A 14,784-nucleotide genomic window follows, 5' to 3' on the forward strand; every position below is an offset into this window, starting at 1 on the left:
GTGGTGTTGTCGCGGGCTCAGGCCGCCTGCGCGGCTGCCGCATGCTCACTGCCCTGCCCCTGCGCGAACACGCGGATGGCGCGCGGGCGCACCACCAGGGTTTCGCCTTCGCGCAGGCCCTGCGCGCGGAAGCGCTCGATGGGCAGGGAGACTTCGATGATGTCGTCGCTGTCGGTGCGCTCCAGCTCCAGCTGCGCGACGGCGCCCAGCGTCAGCGCGCGCCGCAGCGTCACGGGAATGCCCTCGGCGCCCGGGGCATAGCGCTCGAGGTCGATCTCGTGCGGGCGCACGAAGGCGACCGCCTGGTCCGCGCGCGACGCATCCACGCCGCCCGGCGGCACGCTGAGCGCGGTCTCGCCCACGTGCAGCACGCTGCCGCCCTCGCCCGCCTCCAGCCGGCCGTGGAACAGGTTCACGTTGCCGAGGAAGCCATAGACGAACGGCGTGGCGGGCGTGTTGTAGACCGCGTCGGGGCTGCCCACCTGCTCCACCTGGCCGCGATTCATCAGCACCACGCTGTCGGCCACCTCCAGCGCTTCTTCCTGGTCGTGCGTGACGAACAGGCTGGTGACGTGCAGATCGTCGTGCAGGCGGCGCAGCCAGCGGCGCAGTTCCTTGCGCACCTTCGCGTCGAGCGCGCCGAACGGCTCGTCGAGCAGCAGCACGCGCGGCTCCACCGCCAGCGCGCGCGCCAGGGCGATGCGCTGGCGCTGGCCGCCCGACAGCTGCGGCGGGTAGCGCTCGGCCAGCCAGTCGAGCTGCACCAGTTCGAGCAGCGCCTTCACCTTGGCGCGGATCTGCGCCTCCGACGGCCGCTGCGCGCGCGGCTTGACGCGCAGGCCGAAGGCCACGTTCTCGAACACCGTCATGTGCTTGAACAGCGCATAGTGCTGGAACACGAAGCCGACCTGGCGCTCGCGCACGTGCCGGTCGGAGGCATCCTCGCCGTTCAGGAGGATGGTGCCCGCATCGGCATGCTCGAGGCCGGCGATGATGCGCAGCAGCGTGGTCTTGCCGCAGCCCGACGGCCCCAGCAACGCGGTCAGCTCGCCCTGCCTGAACGCGAGCGAGACATCGTCGAGGGCGACAAAGTTACCGAAACGCTTGGTGACGTGTTGAACCTGGATGCTCATGCGGCGCTCCCTTCGAGCGGAGATTGCACGCGGACGTGCGGATGCGAAGACAACGGCTGCGGTGCCGCGTGCCGGCCCGGCCCCTCGCCCACGCCGGCATCGGCGTCGGCCAGCTCGCTGCGGCTGCGCCATTCGACCAGCGTCTTGAGCGCCAGCGTGACGAGCGCCAGCAGCGTCAGCAGCGAGGCCACGGCAAACGCGGCCGCGAAATCGTATTCGTTGTAGAGAATCTCGACGTGCAGCGGCATCGTATTGGTCAGCCCGCGGATATGGCCCGAGACCACCGACACCGCGCCGAACTCGCCCATCGCCCGCGCGTTGCACAGGATGACACCGTACAGCAGCCCCCACTTGATCTTGGGCAAAGTGACACGAAAGAAGGTCTGCCAGCCTGACGCGCCCAGCACGATGGCCGCCTCCTCCTCTTCGCTGCCCTGCGCCTGCATCAGCGGGATCAGCTCGCGCGCCACGAACGGGAAGGTCACGAACACGGTCGCCAGCACGATGCCCGGCACCGCGAAGATGACCTTGAAATCGTGTGCAGACAGCGCGGACCCGAACCATCCCTGCGCGCCGAACAACAGCACGTAGACCAGCCCCGCGATGACCGGCGACACCGAGAACGGCAGATCGATCAGCGTCAGCAACAGGTTCTTGCCGCGGAACTCGAACTTGGCGATGGCCCACGCCGCCGCCACGCCGAACACCACGTTGAGCGGCACGGCGATCGCCGCGACGCTCAGCGTGAGCGTGATGGCGGACAGCGCATCGGGCTCGGCCAGCGCCGCCCAGTACACATCCAGGCCCTTGCGCAGCGCCTCGTAGAACACGCTGGCCAGCGGCACGAACAGGAACAGCGCCAGGAACGCGAACGACACCAGGATCAGCACCGCGCGCACCCACGCGGCTTCGGCGGTGGCACCACGCCGGGCAGCCGCCGGCGCCTGGCCGGGTTGGCGGGAAACGGTCGCGGCCATGTCAAGCTCCTGCGGCGCCGACGGCGGCCAAGGGTTGGGCGGGACGCTCGATGGCGTCGTTGCGGCTGCCGCGCCGGCGCGTCCAGGCCTGCAGCAGGTTGATCACCAGCAGCAGCGCGAACGAGATCGCCAGCATGACCACGGCGATGGCGGTGGCGCCCGCGTAGTCGAACTGCTCCAGCTTGGAATAGATCATCAGCGGCGTGATCTCGGAGATCATCGGCATGTTGCCGGCGATGAAGATGACCGAGCCGTACTCGCCCGTGGCACGCGCGAAGGCCAGCGCGAAGCCGGTCAGCAGCGCCGGCAGCAGGGTCGGCAGGATCACGCGGAGGAACGTTTGCCAGCGCGTGGCGCCCAGGCTGGCGGCGGCCTCTTCCAGTTCGGCCTCCAGGTCTTCGAGCACCGGCTGCACCGTGCGCACCACGAACGGCAGGCCGATGAAGGTGAGCGCCACCACGATGCCCAGCGGCGTGAACGCGACTTTCAACCCCAGCGGCTCCAGCCGCGACCCGATCCAGCCGTTGGGCGCGTACAGCGCGGTCAGCGCGATGCCGGCCACCGCCGTGGGCAGCGCGAACGGCAGGTCGACCAGCGCATCCACCAGCCGCTTGCCCGGAAAGCGGTAGCGCACCAGCACCCAGGCCACGATCAGCCCGAACACCAGGTTGAGCGCCGCCGCCAGCAGCGAGGCGCCGAAGGTCAGCTGGTAGGAAGCCACCACGCGCGGCGCGGTCACCGTGCTCCAGAAGGCGTCCCACGTCATGGAGACGGTCTTGAGCACCGTGGCCGACAGCGGGATCAGCACGATCAGCGCCAGGTACAGCAGGGAAAAGCCCAGCGCCAGCCCGAAGCCGGGCAGCACGTTGGCAGGCTTGCGCCGGCGGGCGGAAGAGAACGGAGAGAACAGGCTCATCAGCGCAACCGATAAAAAAGGCCGCGAAACTGCGGCCGGGATGCAGATGAACCGATTGTGGCGAGCACTTCTTATGAAGAAAACGAATATTTGCGCATGTAAATCATCGTTTTAGATATATGGCGCGCTCGGCAGGACATCCCACTGGGCCTGCCAGTCGGCACCGTCGCGAGCGGCCTCCGGCGCACAGGCACGACTGACCAGGCGATCGAGCAGCGCAAGACCGGGCTCCCACTCCCCCAGGCCGGAATCCGCGTTGATGTGGCCGGCATGGCCCGCGTCGACCACCTCCGCGCCCCAGCGCGCGCCCCACTCCAAGGCCTGGCCGTAGCCCAGCCAGGGGTCGTTGCGGCTGGCGACCAGCACGGCGGGAAACGGCAGCGCGCGCTGCGGCAGCTGGTCCGCCACGCCGAACTTGTCCGGGTCGGCCGGCGCGACCAGCAGCACGCCCGCCACCGCGTCGCGCGCCTGCACCGCCCAGTGCAGCGACGCCAGGCAGCCGAAGCTGTGCGCCACCAGCACGGCGCGCGGGGCATGGCGCGGCCGCTCCGCCTGGGCCGCGCGCACAGCCTGCCCCACCCGGGCCGACCAGCGCGCGAGGTCCGGCGTGGACCAGTCGTCCTGCTCCACGCGGCGCCAGTCGGGAAAGTGCCCTTCCCAGCGGCTCTGCCAATGCCCCGGACCGCTGCCGTACAACCCCGGCACGGTCAGCATGGCAACGCCCGCCGGCCAGTGCCGGCCGTGCGCGGCGATCGCGGTTTGCGCTGCGGTGCGTGTCATCGTGTGTCCTGGTCGATCTGTCTGAACGTCATGATTCGGCAAGGGAAAGGCCGGCGGCACGCCACGGCTGCGGCGCCACGCAGGACTGGGCCTGAGAGGCGCGCGCGGGCATCGCGGCCAGCGGCCCGGGAAGCGGGGCGGGCTCGGCGGGCTCCGCGCCCGGCAGCACGCTGCCCTGCACGTAGCGGATGCCGGCGGCACGGGCCAGGTCGAGATCCTCCGGCCGCTCGCACCGGCGCAGCGCGAGCGTGACACCCAGCTCGCGCGCCGAATCGGCCAGCCCGGCCACATGCCGGGCCTGCCAGCCACGCCGCGCATCGAGCTTGAGGAAGGCCGGCCGCGCATGCACCATCAGCGCCCCCGCTTCGGCCGGATCGGATGCCTGCACCGCCACCGCAAACCCGTTACGGCGGTAGTTGTCCACCACGAACAGCAGCAGGCCCAGATCGTCGTTGGCGGTCGAGGGCACCTGGATCACGAATTGCCCCGGCGCCAGGCCCAGCGCCGTCACCGCGCGGTGGAACGCCTTGCCGTGGTCGGCCGCCACCGCCGCCAGCAGGCGGCCGTGCACGTTGACCACCAGCCGCCGCGCGTCGGTGCGCACAAAGTAGTTGAGCGTATGCACCAGTCGGCACAGGCGGTCGAGCTCGACGAGCGTGGTGTCGTCGGAGGCGAGCGAGAACATCTTCCACGGGTTCAGGCCGCCCTCGCCGTGGCGCGTCCAGGTGCGCATCAGGGCTTCGTGGCCGTCGGGGATCAGCACGCCGGCCTCGTCCAGGCGCCAGACCGGCTCGAACAGGCTGGTCAGCGCGCAATGAAAGAACTGGCCCTGCACGCGCCCGTCGGCGTCGCGCCAGAGCTGGCGGTCGGGCATGGGAGCGCTAGGCAGGGTGCCGAGAAACCGGGCGAGTGCGGTGATGTGCATGAGACTCATGGGATTGGGCTCCTTGAAGTCGCCGTCTCCTCCCCGTCCTTATAGCTTGGCGATCGAGACTTCCGTCGCCTTCACCAGCGCCACCACTTCGCTGCCGACCTTCAGGCCGAGGTGGTCGACCGAGCGCGTGGTGATCACCGAGGTGACGATGCCGGCAGGTGTCTCCACGTCGATCTCCGAGAGCACGTCGCCCCGGATGATCTCCTTGATCTGGCCGCGGAACTGGTTGCGTACGTTGATCGCTTGAATGCTCATGATGTTCCTTCTTAGATGACAACGGCGCAACGCGCCAATGAATGTTTTCCGGAGAAAGACTTTCGGCCGCTTACACGGCCCAGCCCACGGCCGCGGCCGACACCTCCCAGGGGGACGGCCGCGCCACGTGCGCGCGCGCATCGGTCACTTCATCCGGATCGGCCTTGCGCTGCATCACACGGTTGAGGATGGCGTCCTCCAGCCGCGCAAACGCCGGCGCGCCGCGGTGCCGCGGGCGTGGCAGGTCGATGCGCGCGTCGAGCGTGATGCGGCCGTCCTCGATCAGCACCACGCGGTCGGCCAGGGCCACGGCCTCGGCCACATCGTGGGTGACCAGCACGGCGGTGAAGCCCAGGCGCTGCCACAGGCCTTCGATCAGGTTCTGCATGTCGATGCGGGTGAGCGCATCGAGCGCGCCCAGCGGCTCGTCGAGCAGCAGCAGGCGCGGGCGGTGCACCAGTGCGCGGGCCAGGGCCACGCGCTGACGCTGGCCGCCCGACAGGCGCGCCGGCCATTCGCCCGCGCGCTCGGCCAGGCCGACCTGCGCCAGCACCTCGGCGGCCTGCGCGCGGTGCGGCCTGGGCAGGCCCAGCGCGACGTTGTCGAGCACCCGCTTCCACGGCAGCAGGCGGGCGTCCTGGAACATCACGCGGGCATCGTCGTGCAGGCCGCCTCCGGCCGCGCCGTCGCGATGCAGGCTGCCGCCGTCGATGCCCTCCAGCCCCGCGATCAGCCGCAGCAGCGTGCTCTTGCCGCAGCCGCTACGCCCGACGATGGCGACGAACTCGCCCGGCGCGATCTCCAGGTCGATGCCGTGCAGCACTTCGCGCTCGCCGTAGCGCTTGACCGCGTGCGCGATGCGCAGCGCAGTGCCGCGGGGCGCCACGCGCTCCAGCGCGGCATGCTCGGTGGCGTTGCTTTGCATGGTGCGTACTCTCCTCTCAGGTCGCCGCTTGATAGCCCGGATGCCAGCGCAGCCAGAACCGTTCCAGCGCGCGCGACAGCAGGTCGGCCAGCTTGCCCAGCAGCGCATAAAGCAGGATGCCGAGCAGCACCACGTCGGTCTGCAGGAACTCGCGCGCATTCATCGTCATGTAGCCGATGCCGGCCTGCGCGGAAACGGTCTCCGCGACGATCAGCGTCACCCACATCAGCCCCAGCGAGAAGCGCACCCCCACCAGGATCTGCGGCAGCGCCCCCGGCAGAATCACCTCGCGGTACAGCCGCGCGCGCGACAGGCCGTAGCTGCGCGCCATCTCCACCAGCGCCGGGTCCACCGCGCGGATGCCGTGGTACGTGTTCAGGTAGATCGGGAAGAACACGCCCAGCGACACCAGGAACAGCTTGGCCGATTCATCGATGCCGAACCACAGGATCACCAGCGGAATCAGCGCCAGCACCGGGATGTTGCGGATCATCTGCAGCGTGGTGTCGAGCAGCGTCTCGGCCGTGCGGAAGGTGCCGGTCAGCAGCCCCAGCGCCAGCCCCAGCGAGCCGCCGATCGCAAAGCCCAGCAGCGCGCGCCAGGTGCTGACCGCCACGTGCTTCCACAGCTCGCCCGAGCGCGCCAGCTCGATGGCCGAGCGCGCGACGTCCAGCGGCGCCGGCAGGATGCGGTTCGACAGCCAGCCCCATTGGGCCGCGGCCTGCCACGCCGCCAGCAGCGCCAGCGGCACGAGCCACGGCGTCAGGCGCTCGCGAGCGGCCTTCAGAACATGCTTGGGTTTCGATGCCATCGCCCTGCCCCTCAGCTCGCCGCCACCCGGGGCACGATGCCCGTGGCGATCACCTCACCGAACGGCCCGTTCAGCACGTTGCCCGGCAACGTGTCGCGCACCGCGCGCGGCAGCAGCGGGAACACCAGTTCGGCGAAGCGGTAGGCCTCCTCCAGGTGCGGATAGCCCGACAGGACGAAGGTGTCGATGCCGAGGTCGGCGTATTCCCGCATGCGCGCGGCCACGGTGTGCGGATCGCCCACCAGCGCCGTGCCCGCCCCGCCGCGCACCAGGCCCACGCCGGCCCACAGGTTGGGGCTGATCTCCAGTTCAGCGCGGCTGCGCCCGATGCCATTCGCGTGCAGCGCGGCCATGCGCTGCTGGCCCGCCGAGTCCATCTTGCGGAAGGCCGCCTGGGCGCGGGCGACGGTGTCGTCGTCGAGCTTGCTGATGAGGGTGTCGGCGGCCTGCCAGGCTGCGTCCTCCGTCTCGCGCACGATCACGTGCAGGCGGATGCCGAAGCGCACCGTGCGGCCGTGGCGGGCGGCGCGCCTGCGCACGTCGGCGATTTTCTCGGCCACGGCGGCAGGCGGCTCGCCCCAGGTGAGGTAGGTATCGACCTGCTCGGCGGCCAGCGCGTGCGCCGCTTCGGAAGAGCCGCCGAAATACACCGGCGGATGCGGCCGCTGCACCGGCGGAAACAACACCCTGGCGCCCTTCACGCTCAGGTGCCGGCCGGTGTAGTCCAGCGCCGCGCCCTCGTGGCTGGCGGCCAGCGTCTCGCGCCAGATGCGGATGAATTCGGCCGAGGCCTCGTAGCGCTGCGCGTGGTCCAGGAACAGCCCGTCGCCGGCCAGCTCGCCCGGGTCGCCCCCGGTGACGAGGTTGACCAGCAGCCGCCCCTGCGAGAGCCGGTCGAAGGTGGCCGCCATGCGCGCGGCCAGCGTCGGCGCCACCAGGCCGGGGCGCACCGCCACCAGGAAGCGCAGGCGCCGGGTGGCCGGAATCAGGCTGGCGGCGACGATCCACGGGTCTTCGCACGAGCGGCCGGTCGGGATCAGCACGCCCTCGTAGCCGAGCGTATCGGCGGCCACGGCCACCTGCTGCAGATAGGCCTGATCGACCTGGCGCGCGCCCTCGGCCGTGCCGAGATAGCGGCTGTCGCCGTGCGTGGGAAGGAACCAGAAGACTTGCATGACGAAACTCCTCGAATCGGATCGGATCAGGCGCGGGCGATGGCCAGCTGCGCGGGCGTCGGCTGCCAGACGAGGTCGGCCGGCCGCACCGGGCGCGGGATCAGCCCCAGGCCATGGAAGGCATCGGCCACGCGCTGCTGCTCGGCAATCGCCTCGGGCGTGACCGGCCCCACCGGCGACGGCGGCCGGCGCGACAGGAACAGGTGCACCGTCGCCAGCGACAGCCCGGAGAACTCGGCGATGCGCTGGGCGGCCTCCTTGCGGTTCTGCTGCACCAGGCGGTCGGCGCGCGCGAGCTCGGCGAACAGCGCGGCGATGGTGTCGCCGTGCTGCTCGGCAAAGGCGCGCGGCGCGAAATAGAACGTGTTGTTGGACGACAGCCCGCGCCCGGTGGCCAGCACGCGCGGCCCGATCGCCAGTTCGGTGGCGGCGTAGTACGGGTCCCAGATGCCCCAGGCGTCGACACTGCCGCGCTCGAAGGCGGCGCGCGCATCGGCGGGGGTCAGGTAGACGGGCTGGATGTCGGCAAAGGTCAGCCCGCCCTTGCGCAGGCCGCTGACGATCAGGAAATGCGCGCTCGAGCCTTTCTGCAGCGCCACGCGCTTGCCCTTCAGGTCGGCCAGCGCCTGGAGCGCCGAGCCCCGCGACACCACGATCGCCGAGCTGTCCGGCTTGGGCGGCTCGACGCCGATGTAGCGCAGGTCGCGGCCGGCGGCCTGCGCGAACACCGGCGGCGTATCCCCCGTGATGGCGACATCCAGGCTGCCGGCCGACAGCGCCTCCAGTTGCTGCGGCCCGGCGGGAAACTCCAGCCAGTGCACCCGGGTGTCGGGAAAGCGCTGCTCCAGCGCGCGGCTTTCCTTGACGATCACCAGGTTGACGGCGCTCTTCTGGAAGCCGATGCGCAGCTGCGCGGGCGGCACGATGTTGGGCAACGTGGCCGCATCGGCCCCGCGCGCCAGGGGCCCGAGCGCCGCCAGCGAGGCCCCCGCCGCGGTGGCGGCTAGCCAGTGCCGGCGTTGGATATCGATCGTCATGATGCGTTTCTCACAATCGGGAAAAATCGGACAGCGGCGAACGGCATCGTCCGCGCGCAGTGGGTGCGCGGCGTGGCAGACAAGCGGAACACGCCGCGCGGCAGCGGATGCGCGCTCAGCGCACCGCGGACTGCCTCAGGCCGGACATCGCATTCGCTGCGCGTCGGCGGTCTGGCCGTTCGCGTTTGCGTGCGCCTGAAACACCAAGCGCACGGCGCTGCGGCTAGCGACGATCACCTGCGCCACGGCCGGATGCCGTGCCAGCGCGATCGCCTGATGCACGCGCTCGATGCCGTCGTCCAGGCGCTGCTGCAGGGCCGGATCGACCGCAAACCCATCGTCGGCGGCCCCGATCTGCGCATCGGCGGCAAAGATGCCCGGCAGGATCGCGCGCGCCGCCAGCGACGACAGCACCGGCCGCAGCGCGTAGTCGATCGCCAGCGTATGGGCGAGACTGCCGCCGGTGGCGATCGGCAGCACGACCTTGTCGCGCAGCCCGCTCTGCGGCAGCAGATCGAGAAAGGTCTTCAGCAGCCCGCTGTAGGCCGCCTGATAGACCGGCGTGGCGAGGATCACCACACCGGCCGCCGCCACCCGCGCCAGCGCCTCGGCAATGGCGGGGTGGGCGGTCTGCGCGCCGAGCAGCGCATCGGCGGGCAAGGCGCGCAGGTCCAGGTGGTCCGCCGACTCGCCGGCGCGTTCCAGCTGGGCGCGAACATGGCCCAGCAGGCGCGCGGATCGCGATGGCGCCGAAGGGCTGCCGGAGATCGTCAGGATGGGCATGATGCGGACCGCCTGGTGACGTGGCTGAAGCTTACTTGCTGCCGGGTTGATAGAGCTGGTCGAACTGGCCGCCATCGGCGAAGTGCGTCTTCTGCGCCTTCTGCCAGCCGCCGAAGGTGTCGTCGATGGTCACCAGCTTCACCTTCGGGAATTCGCTCTCGTGCCTCCTGGCCACGGCCGGGTCGGTCGGCCGGTAGAAGTGCTTCGCGCCGATCTCCTGCCCCTGCGGCGAATACAGGAACTTGAGGTAAGCCTCGGCCGCCTTGCGCGTGCCCCTCTTGTCGGCCACCTTGTCGACCACCGCCACCGGCGGCTCGGCCAGGATGGAGACGGACGGCACCACCACATCGAACTTGTCCTTGCCCTCCACGCGCGTGGCCAGCAGCGCCTCGTCTTCCCACGCGATCAGCACATCGCCGATGCCGCGCTCGGTGAAGGTCGTGGTGGCGCCGCGCGCGCCGGAATCCAGCACCGGCACGTTCTTGTACAGCTTCTGCACAAACGCCTTGGCCGTCGCTTCCGAGCCGCCCGGCTGCTTGAGCGCATAAGCCCACGCGGCCAGGTAGTTCCAGCGGGCGCCGCCCGAGGTCTTCGGATTGGGCGTGATGACGGCGATGCCCGGCTTGACCAGGTCGCTCCAGTCCTTGATGCCCTTCGGGTTGCCCTTGCGCACCAGGAACACGATGGTCGAGGTGTACGGCGAAGCATTGTGCGGCAGCCGCGTCTGCCAGTCCTTGCCCGTCAGCCCCTTCTCGGCGATGGCGTCGACGTCGTAGCCAAGCGCCAGCGTCACCACGTCGGCCTCCAGGCCGTCGATGACCGAGCGGGCCTGCTTGCCCGAGCCGCCGTGCGAGGCGCGCAGGGTCACCTCTTCACCGGTCTCGGCCTTCCACTTCTTGGCGAACTCGGCGTTGATCTCCTTGTACAGCTCGCGCGTCGGGTCATACGACACGTTCAGCAGCGTCGTGGCGGCGTGCGCGCCCACGGTGCCCCCCGCCACGATGGCCGCCGCGATAGCGTTGAATACGAACTTGCGAATCATCTTGCTGGCTCCCGTTGCTCTGTTGTACGTGGCCATGCCACGTTGTTCGGATAGCAGCAAGACTACCGAGCGCCCCTTCTACGGGGAACGAATGGTTTCAGTGAATGTTCATTGGTTTTTGCATAAGGCGCCGAACGGCATGATCCCGGCAACCCTTGTTACGTAAACGTGGCCTATCCTGCTTGCAAGAACGGCGACGGGCCTCACGAGGCCACGCCGCCTTTCTCAGACTTCGTCGTCAACCGGACGACGACGGTTGCAACGTTGCCGCTAGAACACCTTGACGACGACGATCGTCAACAGCGCCATCACGAGCCGCGACACCGCATAGCCGGTCGCATACCCGATCACGGGCACGTTGGATTTCGCCACTTCCTGCAGCGAACCGAGCGCGGCCGTCGTCGAGCGCGCTCCCGCGCACACGCCAAGCAGGATGCCGGGATGGAACCGGAACACATACCGGCCGAGCACGATGCCGAAGATGAGCGGTACGGCTGTCACCAGCGTGCCGGCGAGGAAGAGTGTCAGGCCGTAGTGCTGGATGCCGCCGACGAACCCGAGCGCAGCGTTGAGCCCCACGCACGCAATGAACCCGTTCAGGCCGACGTTGTTGAACACCCAGATCGCCGGCCCGGGGATATGGCCGAAGGTGCGCATGGTCGAGCGCAGGTAGCCGCAGATGATCCCGGCGACGATCGCGCCGACGGCGGTGCCCAGGCTCAACGGGATGCCGCCGAGGTGGATCGTCAGCGCGCCGACCAGGCTGCCGGCGACGATGCCGAACGCCATGAACGCCATGTCGGAACCTTCGACGGGGCGGTCCGCGTAACCGAGCACCTTCGCGATCTTCGCGACGTCCTGGCGCGCGCCGAGAATCTTCAGCACGTCGCCGCGCTGGACCTTGAGCTCACGCCGCATCGGCAACGATACGTCGGAGCGCGTGACCTGCGTCAGGAAGACGCCGCGGCCGGGTTCACCGAACAGCGAATCGACGATCTCGCCCAGCGGTTTGCCGGCGTAGCGCTTGTTCGTCACAACCAGGTCGAGCAATTCGGTCGGGAAGTCGAGCAGCGGGACGTCCTTCACTTCGGGGCCGAACTTGCCTTCGTACGCAAGCAGCGATGCCAGGCCGCCGGAAACGGCGAGCACGGCGCCTTCGGTCAGCACGGTGTCGCGCGTGCAGTCGACGATCGCCTCGCCTTCGGTCACGCGCATGCGCCGGACGAAGATCTCATGATTGAAGAGCGTCTCGACTTCGAGCACGGTTTTGCCGATCAGTTCGACATTGGACAACCGGAATGCGCGTGCCGAGTATTCGCGGTAGGCGGTCGGGCCGATCGCGGTGCCACCGCCGTGCTCACGCTCATATCGTTCGCATTCCTTCGCGAGGTCGAAGCGCAGCACCTTGGGCGCGATGTTCGCGAGCAGATAGGCTGAGCCGATCGTGCCGAACGGGTACGTGACCGCGTACGCGATCGGCAGCAGCGCGAGCGCGCTCTGCAACTGGGCGTCGGGCAGGCCGGACTGCTGGATCAGGTCGGTCGCCACGCCAAGCACGGTCGAGTTCGTGTAACCGCCCGACAGCAGGCCGGAGGTGAGCGCCGCGTTGTAGCCGAACAGCTTGCCGAGCCCGATTGCGGTGGCCACGCCGACGATGCAGACGAGGATGGAGAAGACCACCTGCGGCAACCCATCGCTGCGCAGGGCGCGGATGAACTGCGGGCCGACGGCATAGCCGACGGAGAACAGGAACATCGCGAAGAACGTCGATTGCAGCGCGGCCGGCAGCTTGATGCCGATCTGGCCGATCAGAAGCCCGGCGAGCAGCGTCGAGGTGACGACGCCGAGATTGAACTTCCCGAGCCTCAGATTTCCGATCCAGAAACCAACGCCGATCGTGAGAAACAGCGCGATCTCCGGATACTTCCGGAGAGTGTGGACAAAGTATTCCATGGCGAAAGACTCTTTTTGTTTAGCTTCGCTTGCATAGCCCGTCATCCAGGCGCGAAAGGGATGCGGTCGATGCCGGATGGCGGACATCGGCACGCCTGAACCGGCGTGTCGTTCTCGCTTCCATCAGGCGCCTTGCCGACGTGCGGACGACGGCGGACGCGGACGCGTTCTTGTGGACCGTCCGAGGCATGCGCGGGCAGCCCTCGGGCAGGCGGGTGACGGGGCCGCGCACGCGGCGGCGGCCCGTCACCACCGTTCACTCAGTACGCCGGGCGATAGAGCAGGCTCTCGATCCACGCGCGAATCTCACGAGGGCGCGGCACCTGTGCAAGGCCGGCATCGAACATGTATTCGGCGATGCGGCTGGCCGTCGTGATCTCCGTCTCCAGGATGTGCTCCTGGCTCGGGAACAGCATCCCCTTGGCCTGCAGCGACGGGCCGACCTGGTCCGCCGTCGCATGCGCGGCGACGATGAAGCACTCGTCGTTGAGCCGTGTCGGACGGCATGCGTAGGTCGCCAGCCCGATCGCGGGGTAGATGTAGAAGTTGTTCGCCTGGCCGGGCCGGTACGTGTGGCCGTCCATCTCGAACTCGGGGAACTGCACACCGGCGGCGAACAGCGCGCGGCCCTGCGACCACGTGTAGGCCTGTTCCGCCGTGCATTCGGCCTTCGTCGTCGGGTTCGACAACGCGAAGATGACGGGCCGCTCGTTGAGCCGGGCCATCGCCTCGACGATGTCCTGTGTGAAGGCGCCGCCCTTGGTCGACACGCCGATCAGGATGGTGGGCTTGAAGTGCTCGATCACGTCGAGCAGGCGATTGGTCGGCCTGTCGGTGTGCGCCCACGGCTTCTGCGCGTCGGTAAGGTCGGCGCGCGAGGCCTCGATGAGACCGTTCACGTCGAAGAGCCGGATGCGCTCGCGTGCCTGTTCGGCCGACAGGCCCTTGGTCTGCAGTTCCGCCCCGATCAGCTTCGCAATGCCGATGCCGGCCGAGCCCGCGCCGAGGAACAGGATGCGCTGGTCGGCGAGGCGGCCGCCCGTCTGGTTCATCGCGGCGGCGATCCCGGCGAGCACGACCGACGCGGTGCCCTGGATGTCGTCGTTGTAGCAGAGGATGCGGTCGCGATAGCGCTCGAGCATGCGGATCGCGTCGGTGCCCTTCCAGTCCTCGAAGTGCACGCAGCAGTCCGGGAAGACTTCCTGCACGGCCTGGATGAACTCTTCGGTCAGTGCGTCGAGCTCGGCTTCCGGCAGCGGCTGCTCGCGCGTGCCCATGTAGAACGGATCGGCGCGCAGCTGCTCGTTCGTGGTACCGATGTCGAAGAGCACCGGCAGCAGGCACGACGGCGGGACGGCTGCGCATGCGGTGTAGAGCTGCAGCTTGCCGATCGGGATACCCATCCCGTTGGCGCCGATGTCGCCGAGCCCGAGAATCCGGCCGCCGGTCGACACGCAGATGAAGCGCACATCGCGCTCCGGCCAGTTGCGCAGCACGTCAGCGATCCGGCCTTTCATATCGCGGGTAATGTACATCCCGCGCGCGCGGCGATACAGGTTGCCGAACTCCAGGCATGCGTCCGCCACGGTCGGATCGTAGAGGATCGGGATGAAACGCCGCGGGTCCGACATGATCGTCCTGTAGAACACCGTCTCGTTGCGCGCTTCGAGATCGATCAGGTAGACGTAGCGCGCGAGATCGTCGCTGAGCGCGTCGAGATGCGACAGCACGCGTTCGACCTGGCGGTCGAGCGGCTCGACCGCATGCGGCAGCAGCCCTTCCAGTCCGAGCCGGCAGCGCTCCTCGCGCGTGAAGGCCGACCCTTTGTTGAGCGCCGGGTCGTGCAGCAGCGCTGCGCCGGTCAGCGGTGCGATGGGATGGGCAACGGCAGGCTTCTTGTTTTCGATAGCGTGGCTGGTAACCATGTTTGCAAATCCTCTTGATGTTTGACGAGGGGTTCGACACAAGCCCCACTGGGCTCCCGCACCCTGTATTGCAAGGGGTATGCCATCTGCATGCGCCTCTCCAAGCCATTGTTTTTAAAGCACTATTCCCGGAATGCG

14 protein-coding genes are annotated in these 14,784 nt (G+C 68.9%); all 14 read right to left on the reverse strand.

The annotated features are described in order from the left end of the window. Positions 1-17: 17 nt before the first annotated feature. The 14 genes from GO999_RS09645 to GO999_RS09710 all read right to left on the reverse strand — a co-directional run bounded on the left by GO999_RS09645 (position 18) and on the right by GO999_RS09710 (position 14,646). On the reverse strand, positions 18-1,133 hold the full coding sequence (locus GO999_RS09645; RefSeq protein WP_020831866.1) for a sulfate/molybdate ABC transporter ATP-binding protein: 1,116 nt from the start codon (positions 1,131-1,133) through the stop codon (positions 18-20). Continuing rightward, positions 1,130-2,110: a sulfate ABC transporter permease subunit CysW gene (gene cysW / locus GO999_RS09650; protein ID WP_211906182.1), complete on the reverse strand. Its 981-nt coding sequence runs from the start codon at positions 2,108-2,110 to the stop codon at positions 1,130-1,132. The genes GO999_RS09645 and cysW overlap by 4 nt, the downstream gene beginning before the upstream one ends. Position 2,111: 1 nt before the next feature. Next, the gene (cysT, locus tag GO999_RS09655; protein WP_016722049.1) at positions 2,112-3,026 is read right to left on the reverse strand and encodes a sulfate ABC transporter permease subunit CysT; all 915 of its coding nucleotides are present in this window, start codon (positions 3,024-3,026) and stop codon (positions 2,112-2,114) included. Positions 3,027-3,137: 111 nt separating this feature from the next. Beyond that, positions 3,138-3,806 carry an RBBP9/YdeN family alpha/beta hydrolase gene (locus GO999_RS09660; RefSeq protein ID WP_020831854.1) on the reverse strand — a complete coding sequence of 223 codons (669 nt, stop codon included), beginning with the start codon at positions 3,804-3,806 and terminating at the stop codon, positions 3,138-3,140. 28 nt (positions 3,807-3,834) lie between these two features. Beyond that, the gene (locus GO999_RS09665; RefSeq protein WP_211906183.1) at positions 3,835-4,740 is read right to left on the reverse strand and encodes an EAL domain-containing protein; all 906 of its coding nucleotides are present in this window, start codon (positions 4,738-4,740) and stop codon (positions 3,835-3,837) included. A 39-nt stretch (positions 4,741-4,779) separates the two neighbouring features. Continuing rightward, positions 4,780-4,995, reverse strand: coding sequence for a TOBE domain-containing protein (locus tag GO999_RS09670; protein WP_016722052.1), 216 nt, complete (start codon positions 4,993-4,995; stop codon positions 4,780-4,782). A gap of 70 nt (positions 4,996-5,065) precedes the next feature. Further along, positions 5,066-5,920: an ATP-binding cassette domain-containing protein gene (locus GO999_RS09675; protein WP_211906184.1), complete on the reverse strand. Its 855-nt coding sequence runs from the start codon at positions 5,918-5,920 to the stop codon at positions 5,066-5,068. A gap of 16 nt (positions 5,921-5,936) precedes the next feature. Beyond that, positions 5,937-6,731: an aliphatic sulfonate ABC transporter permease SsuC gene (ssuC, locus tag GO999_RS09680; RefSeq protein WP_028860510.1), complete on the reverse strand. Its 795-nt coding sequence runs from the start codon at positions 6,729-6,731 to the stop codon at positions 5,937-5,939. Positions 6,732-6,742: 11 nt separating this feature from the next. Continuing rightward, positions 6,743-7,906, reverse strand: a complete 1,164-nt coding sequence (gene ssuD, locus GO999_RS09685) for an FMNH2-dependent alkanesulfonate monooxygenase (RefSeq protein WP_028860509.1) — start codon at positions 7,904-7,906, stop codon at positions 6,743-6,745. Positions 7,907-7,932: 26 nt separating this feature from the next. Next, complete coding sequence (locus GO999_RS09690; RefSeq protein ID WP_069078961.1) at positions 7,933-8,943, reverse strand: aliphatic sulfonate ABC transporter substrate-binding protein; 1,011 nt, start codon at positions 8,941-8,943, stop codon at positions 7,933-7,935. Positions 8,944-9,078: 135 nt separating this feature from the next. Continuing rightward, positions 9,079-9,726 carry an NADPH-dependent FMN reductase gene (gene ssuE, locus GO999_RS09695; RefSeq protein ID WP_020831841.1) on the reverse strand — a complete coding sequence of 216 codons (648 nt, stop codon included), beginning with the start codon at positions 9,724-9,726 and terminating at the stop codon, positions 9,079-9,081. A gap of 31 nt (positions 9,727-9,757) precedes the next feature. After that, on the reverse strand, positions 9,758-10,768 hold the full coding sequence (locus GO999_RS09700) for a sulfate ABC transporter substrate-binding protein (RefSeq protein WP_165858478.1): 1,011 nt from the start codon (positions 10,766-10,768) through the stop codon (positions 9,758-9,760). A 270-nt stretch (positions 10,769-11,038) separates the two neighbouring features. Next, positions 11,039-12,808 (reverse strand): aspartate-alanine antiporter, encoded by a 1,770-nt coding sequence (aspT, locus tag GO999_RS09705; protein WP_249215017.1) that lies wholly within the window; start codon positions 12,806-12,808, stop codon positions 11,039-11,041. Positions 12,809-12,981: 173 nt separating this feature from the next. Beyond that, positions 12,982-14,646, reverse strand: coding sequence for an NAD-dependent malic enzyme (locus tag GO999_RS09710; protein WP_211906185.1), 1,665 nt, complete (start codon positions 14,644-14,646; stop codon positions 12,982-12,984). Positions 14,647-14,784: the final 138 nt, after the last annotated feature.

Source organism: Ralstonia nicotianae, assembly GCF_018243235.1.
Lineage (GTDB): Bacteria > Pseudomonadota > Gammaproteobacteria > Burkholderiales > Burkholderiaceae > Ralstonia > Ralstonia nicotianae.

Excerpts from the sequence above, each read along its gene's own strand:
- GO999_RS09645 (WP_020831866.1), bottom strand. The coding sequence starts at position 1,133 with ATGAGCATCCAGGTTCAACACGTCACCAAGCGTTTCGGTAACTTTGTC.
- cysW (WP_211906182.1), bottom strand. The coding sequence starts at position 2,110 with ATGGCCGCGACCGTTTCCCGCCAACCCGGCCAGGCGCCGGCGGCTGCC.
- cysT (WP_016722049.1), bottom strand. The coding sequence starts at position 3,026 with ATGAGCCTGTTCTCTCCGTTCTCTTCCGCCCGCCGGCGCAAGCCTGCC.
- GO999_RS09660 (WP_020831854.1), bottom strand. The coding sequence starts at position 3,806 with ATGACACGCACCGCAGCGCAAACCGCGATCGCCGCGCACGGCCGGCAC.
- GO999_RS09665 (WP_211906183.1), bottom strand. The coding sequence starts at position 4,740 with ATGAGTCTCATGCACATCACCGCACTCGCCCGGTTTCTCGGCACCCTG.
- GO999_RS09670 (WP_016722052.1), bottom strand. The coding sequence starts at position 4,995 with ATGAGCATTCAAGCGATCAACGTACGCAACCAGTTCCGCGGCCAGATC.
- GO999_RS09675 (WP_211906184.1), bottom strand. The coding sequence starts at position 5,920 with ATGCAAAGCAACGCCACCGAGCATGCCGCGCTGGAGCGCGTGGCGCCC.
- ssuC (WP_028860510.1), bottom strand. The coding sequence starts at position 6,731 with ATGGCATCGAAACCCAAGCATGTTCTGAAGGCCGCTCGCGAGCGCCTG.
- ssuD (WP_028860509.1), bottom strand. The coding sequence starts at position 7,906 with ATGCAAGTCTTCTGGTTCCTTCCCACGCACGGCGACAGCCGCTATCTC.
- GO999_RS09690 (WP_069078961.1), bottom strand. The coding sequence starts at position 8,943 with ATGACGATCGATATCCAACGCCGGCACTGGCTAGCCGCCACCGCGGCG.
- ssuE (WP_020831841.1), bottom strand. The coding sequence starts at position 9,726 with ATGCCCATCCTGACGATCTCCGGCAGCCCTTCGGCGCCATCGCGATCC.
- GO999_RS09700 (WP_165858478.1), bottom strand. The coding sequence starts at position 10,768 with ATGATTCGCAAGTTCGTATTCAACGCTATCGCGGCGGCCATCGTGGCG.
- aspT (WP_249215017.1), bottom strand. The coding sequence starts at position 12,808 with ATGTCCGCCATCCGGCATCGACCGCATCCCTTTCGCGCCTGGATGACG.
- GO999_RS09710 (WP_211906185.1), bottom strand. The coding sequence starts at position 14,646 with ATGGTTACCAGCCACGCTATCGAAAACAAGAAGCCTGCCGTTGCCCAT.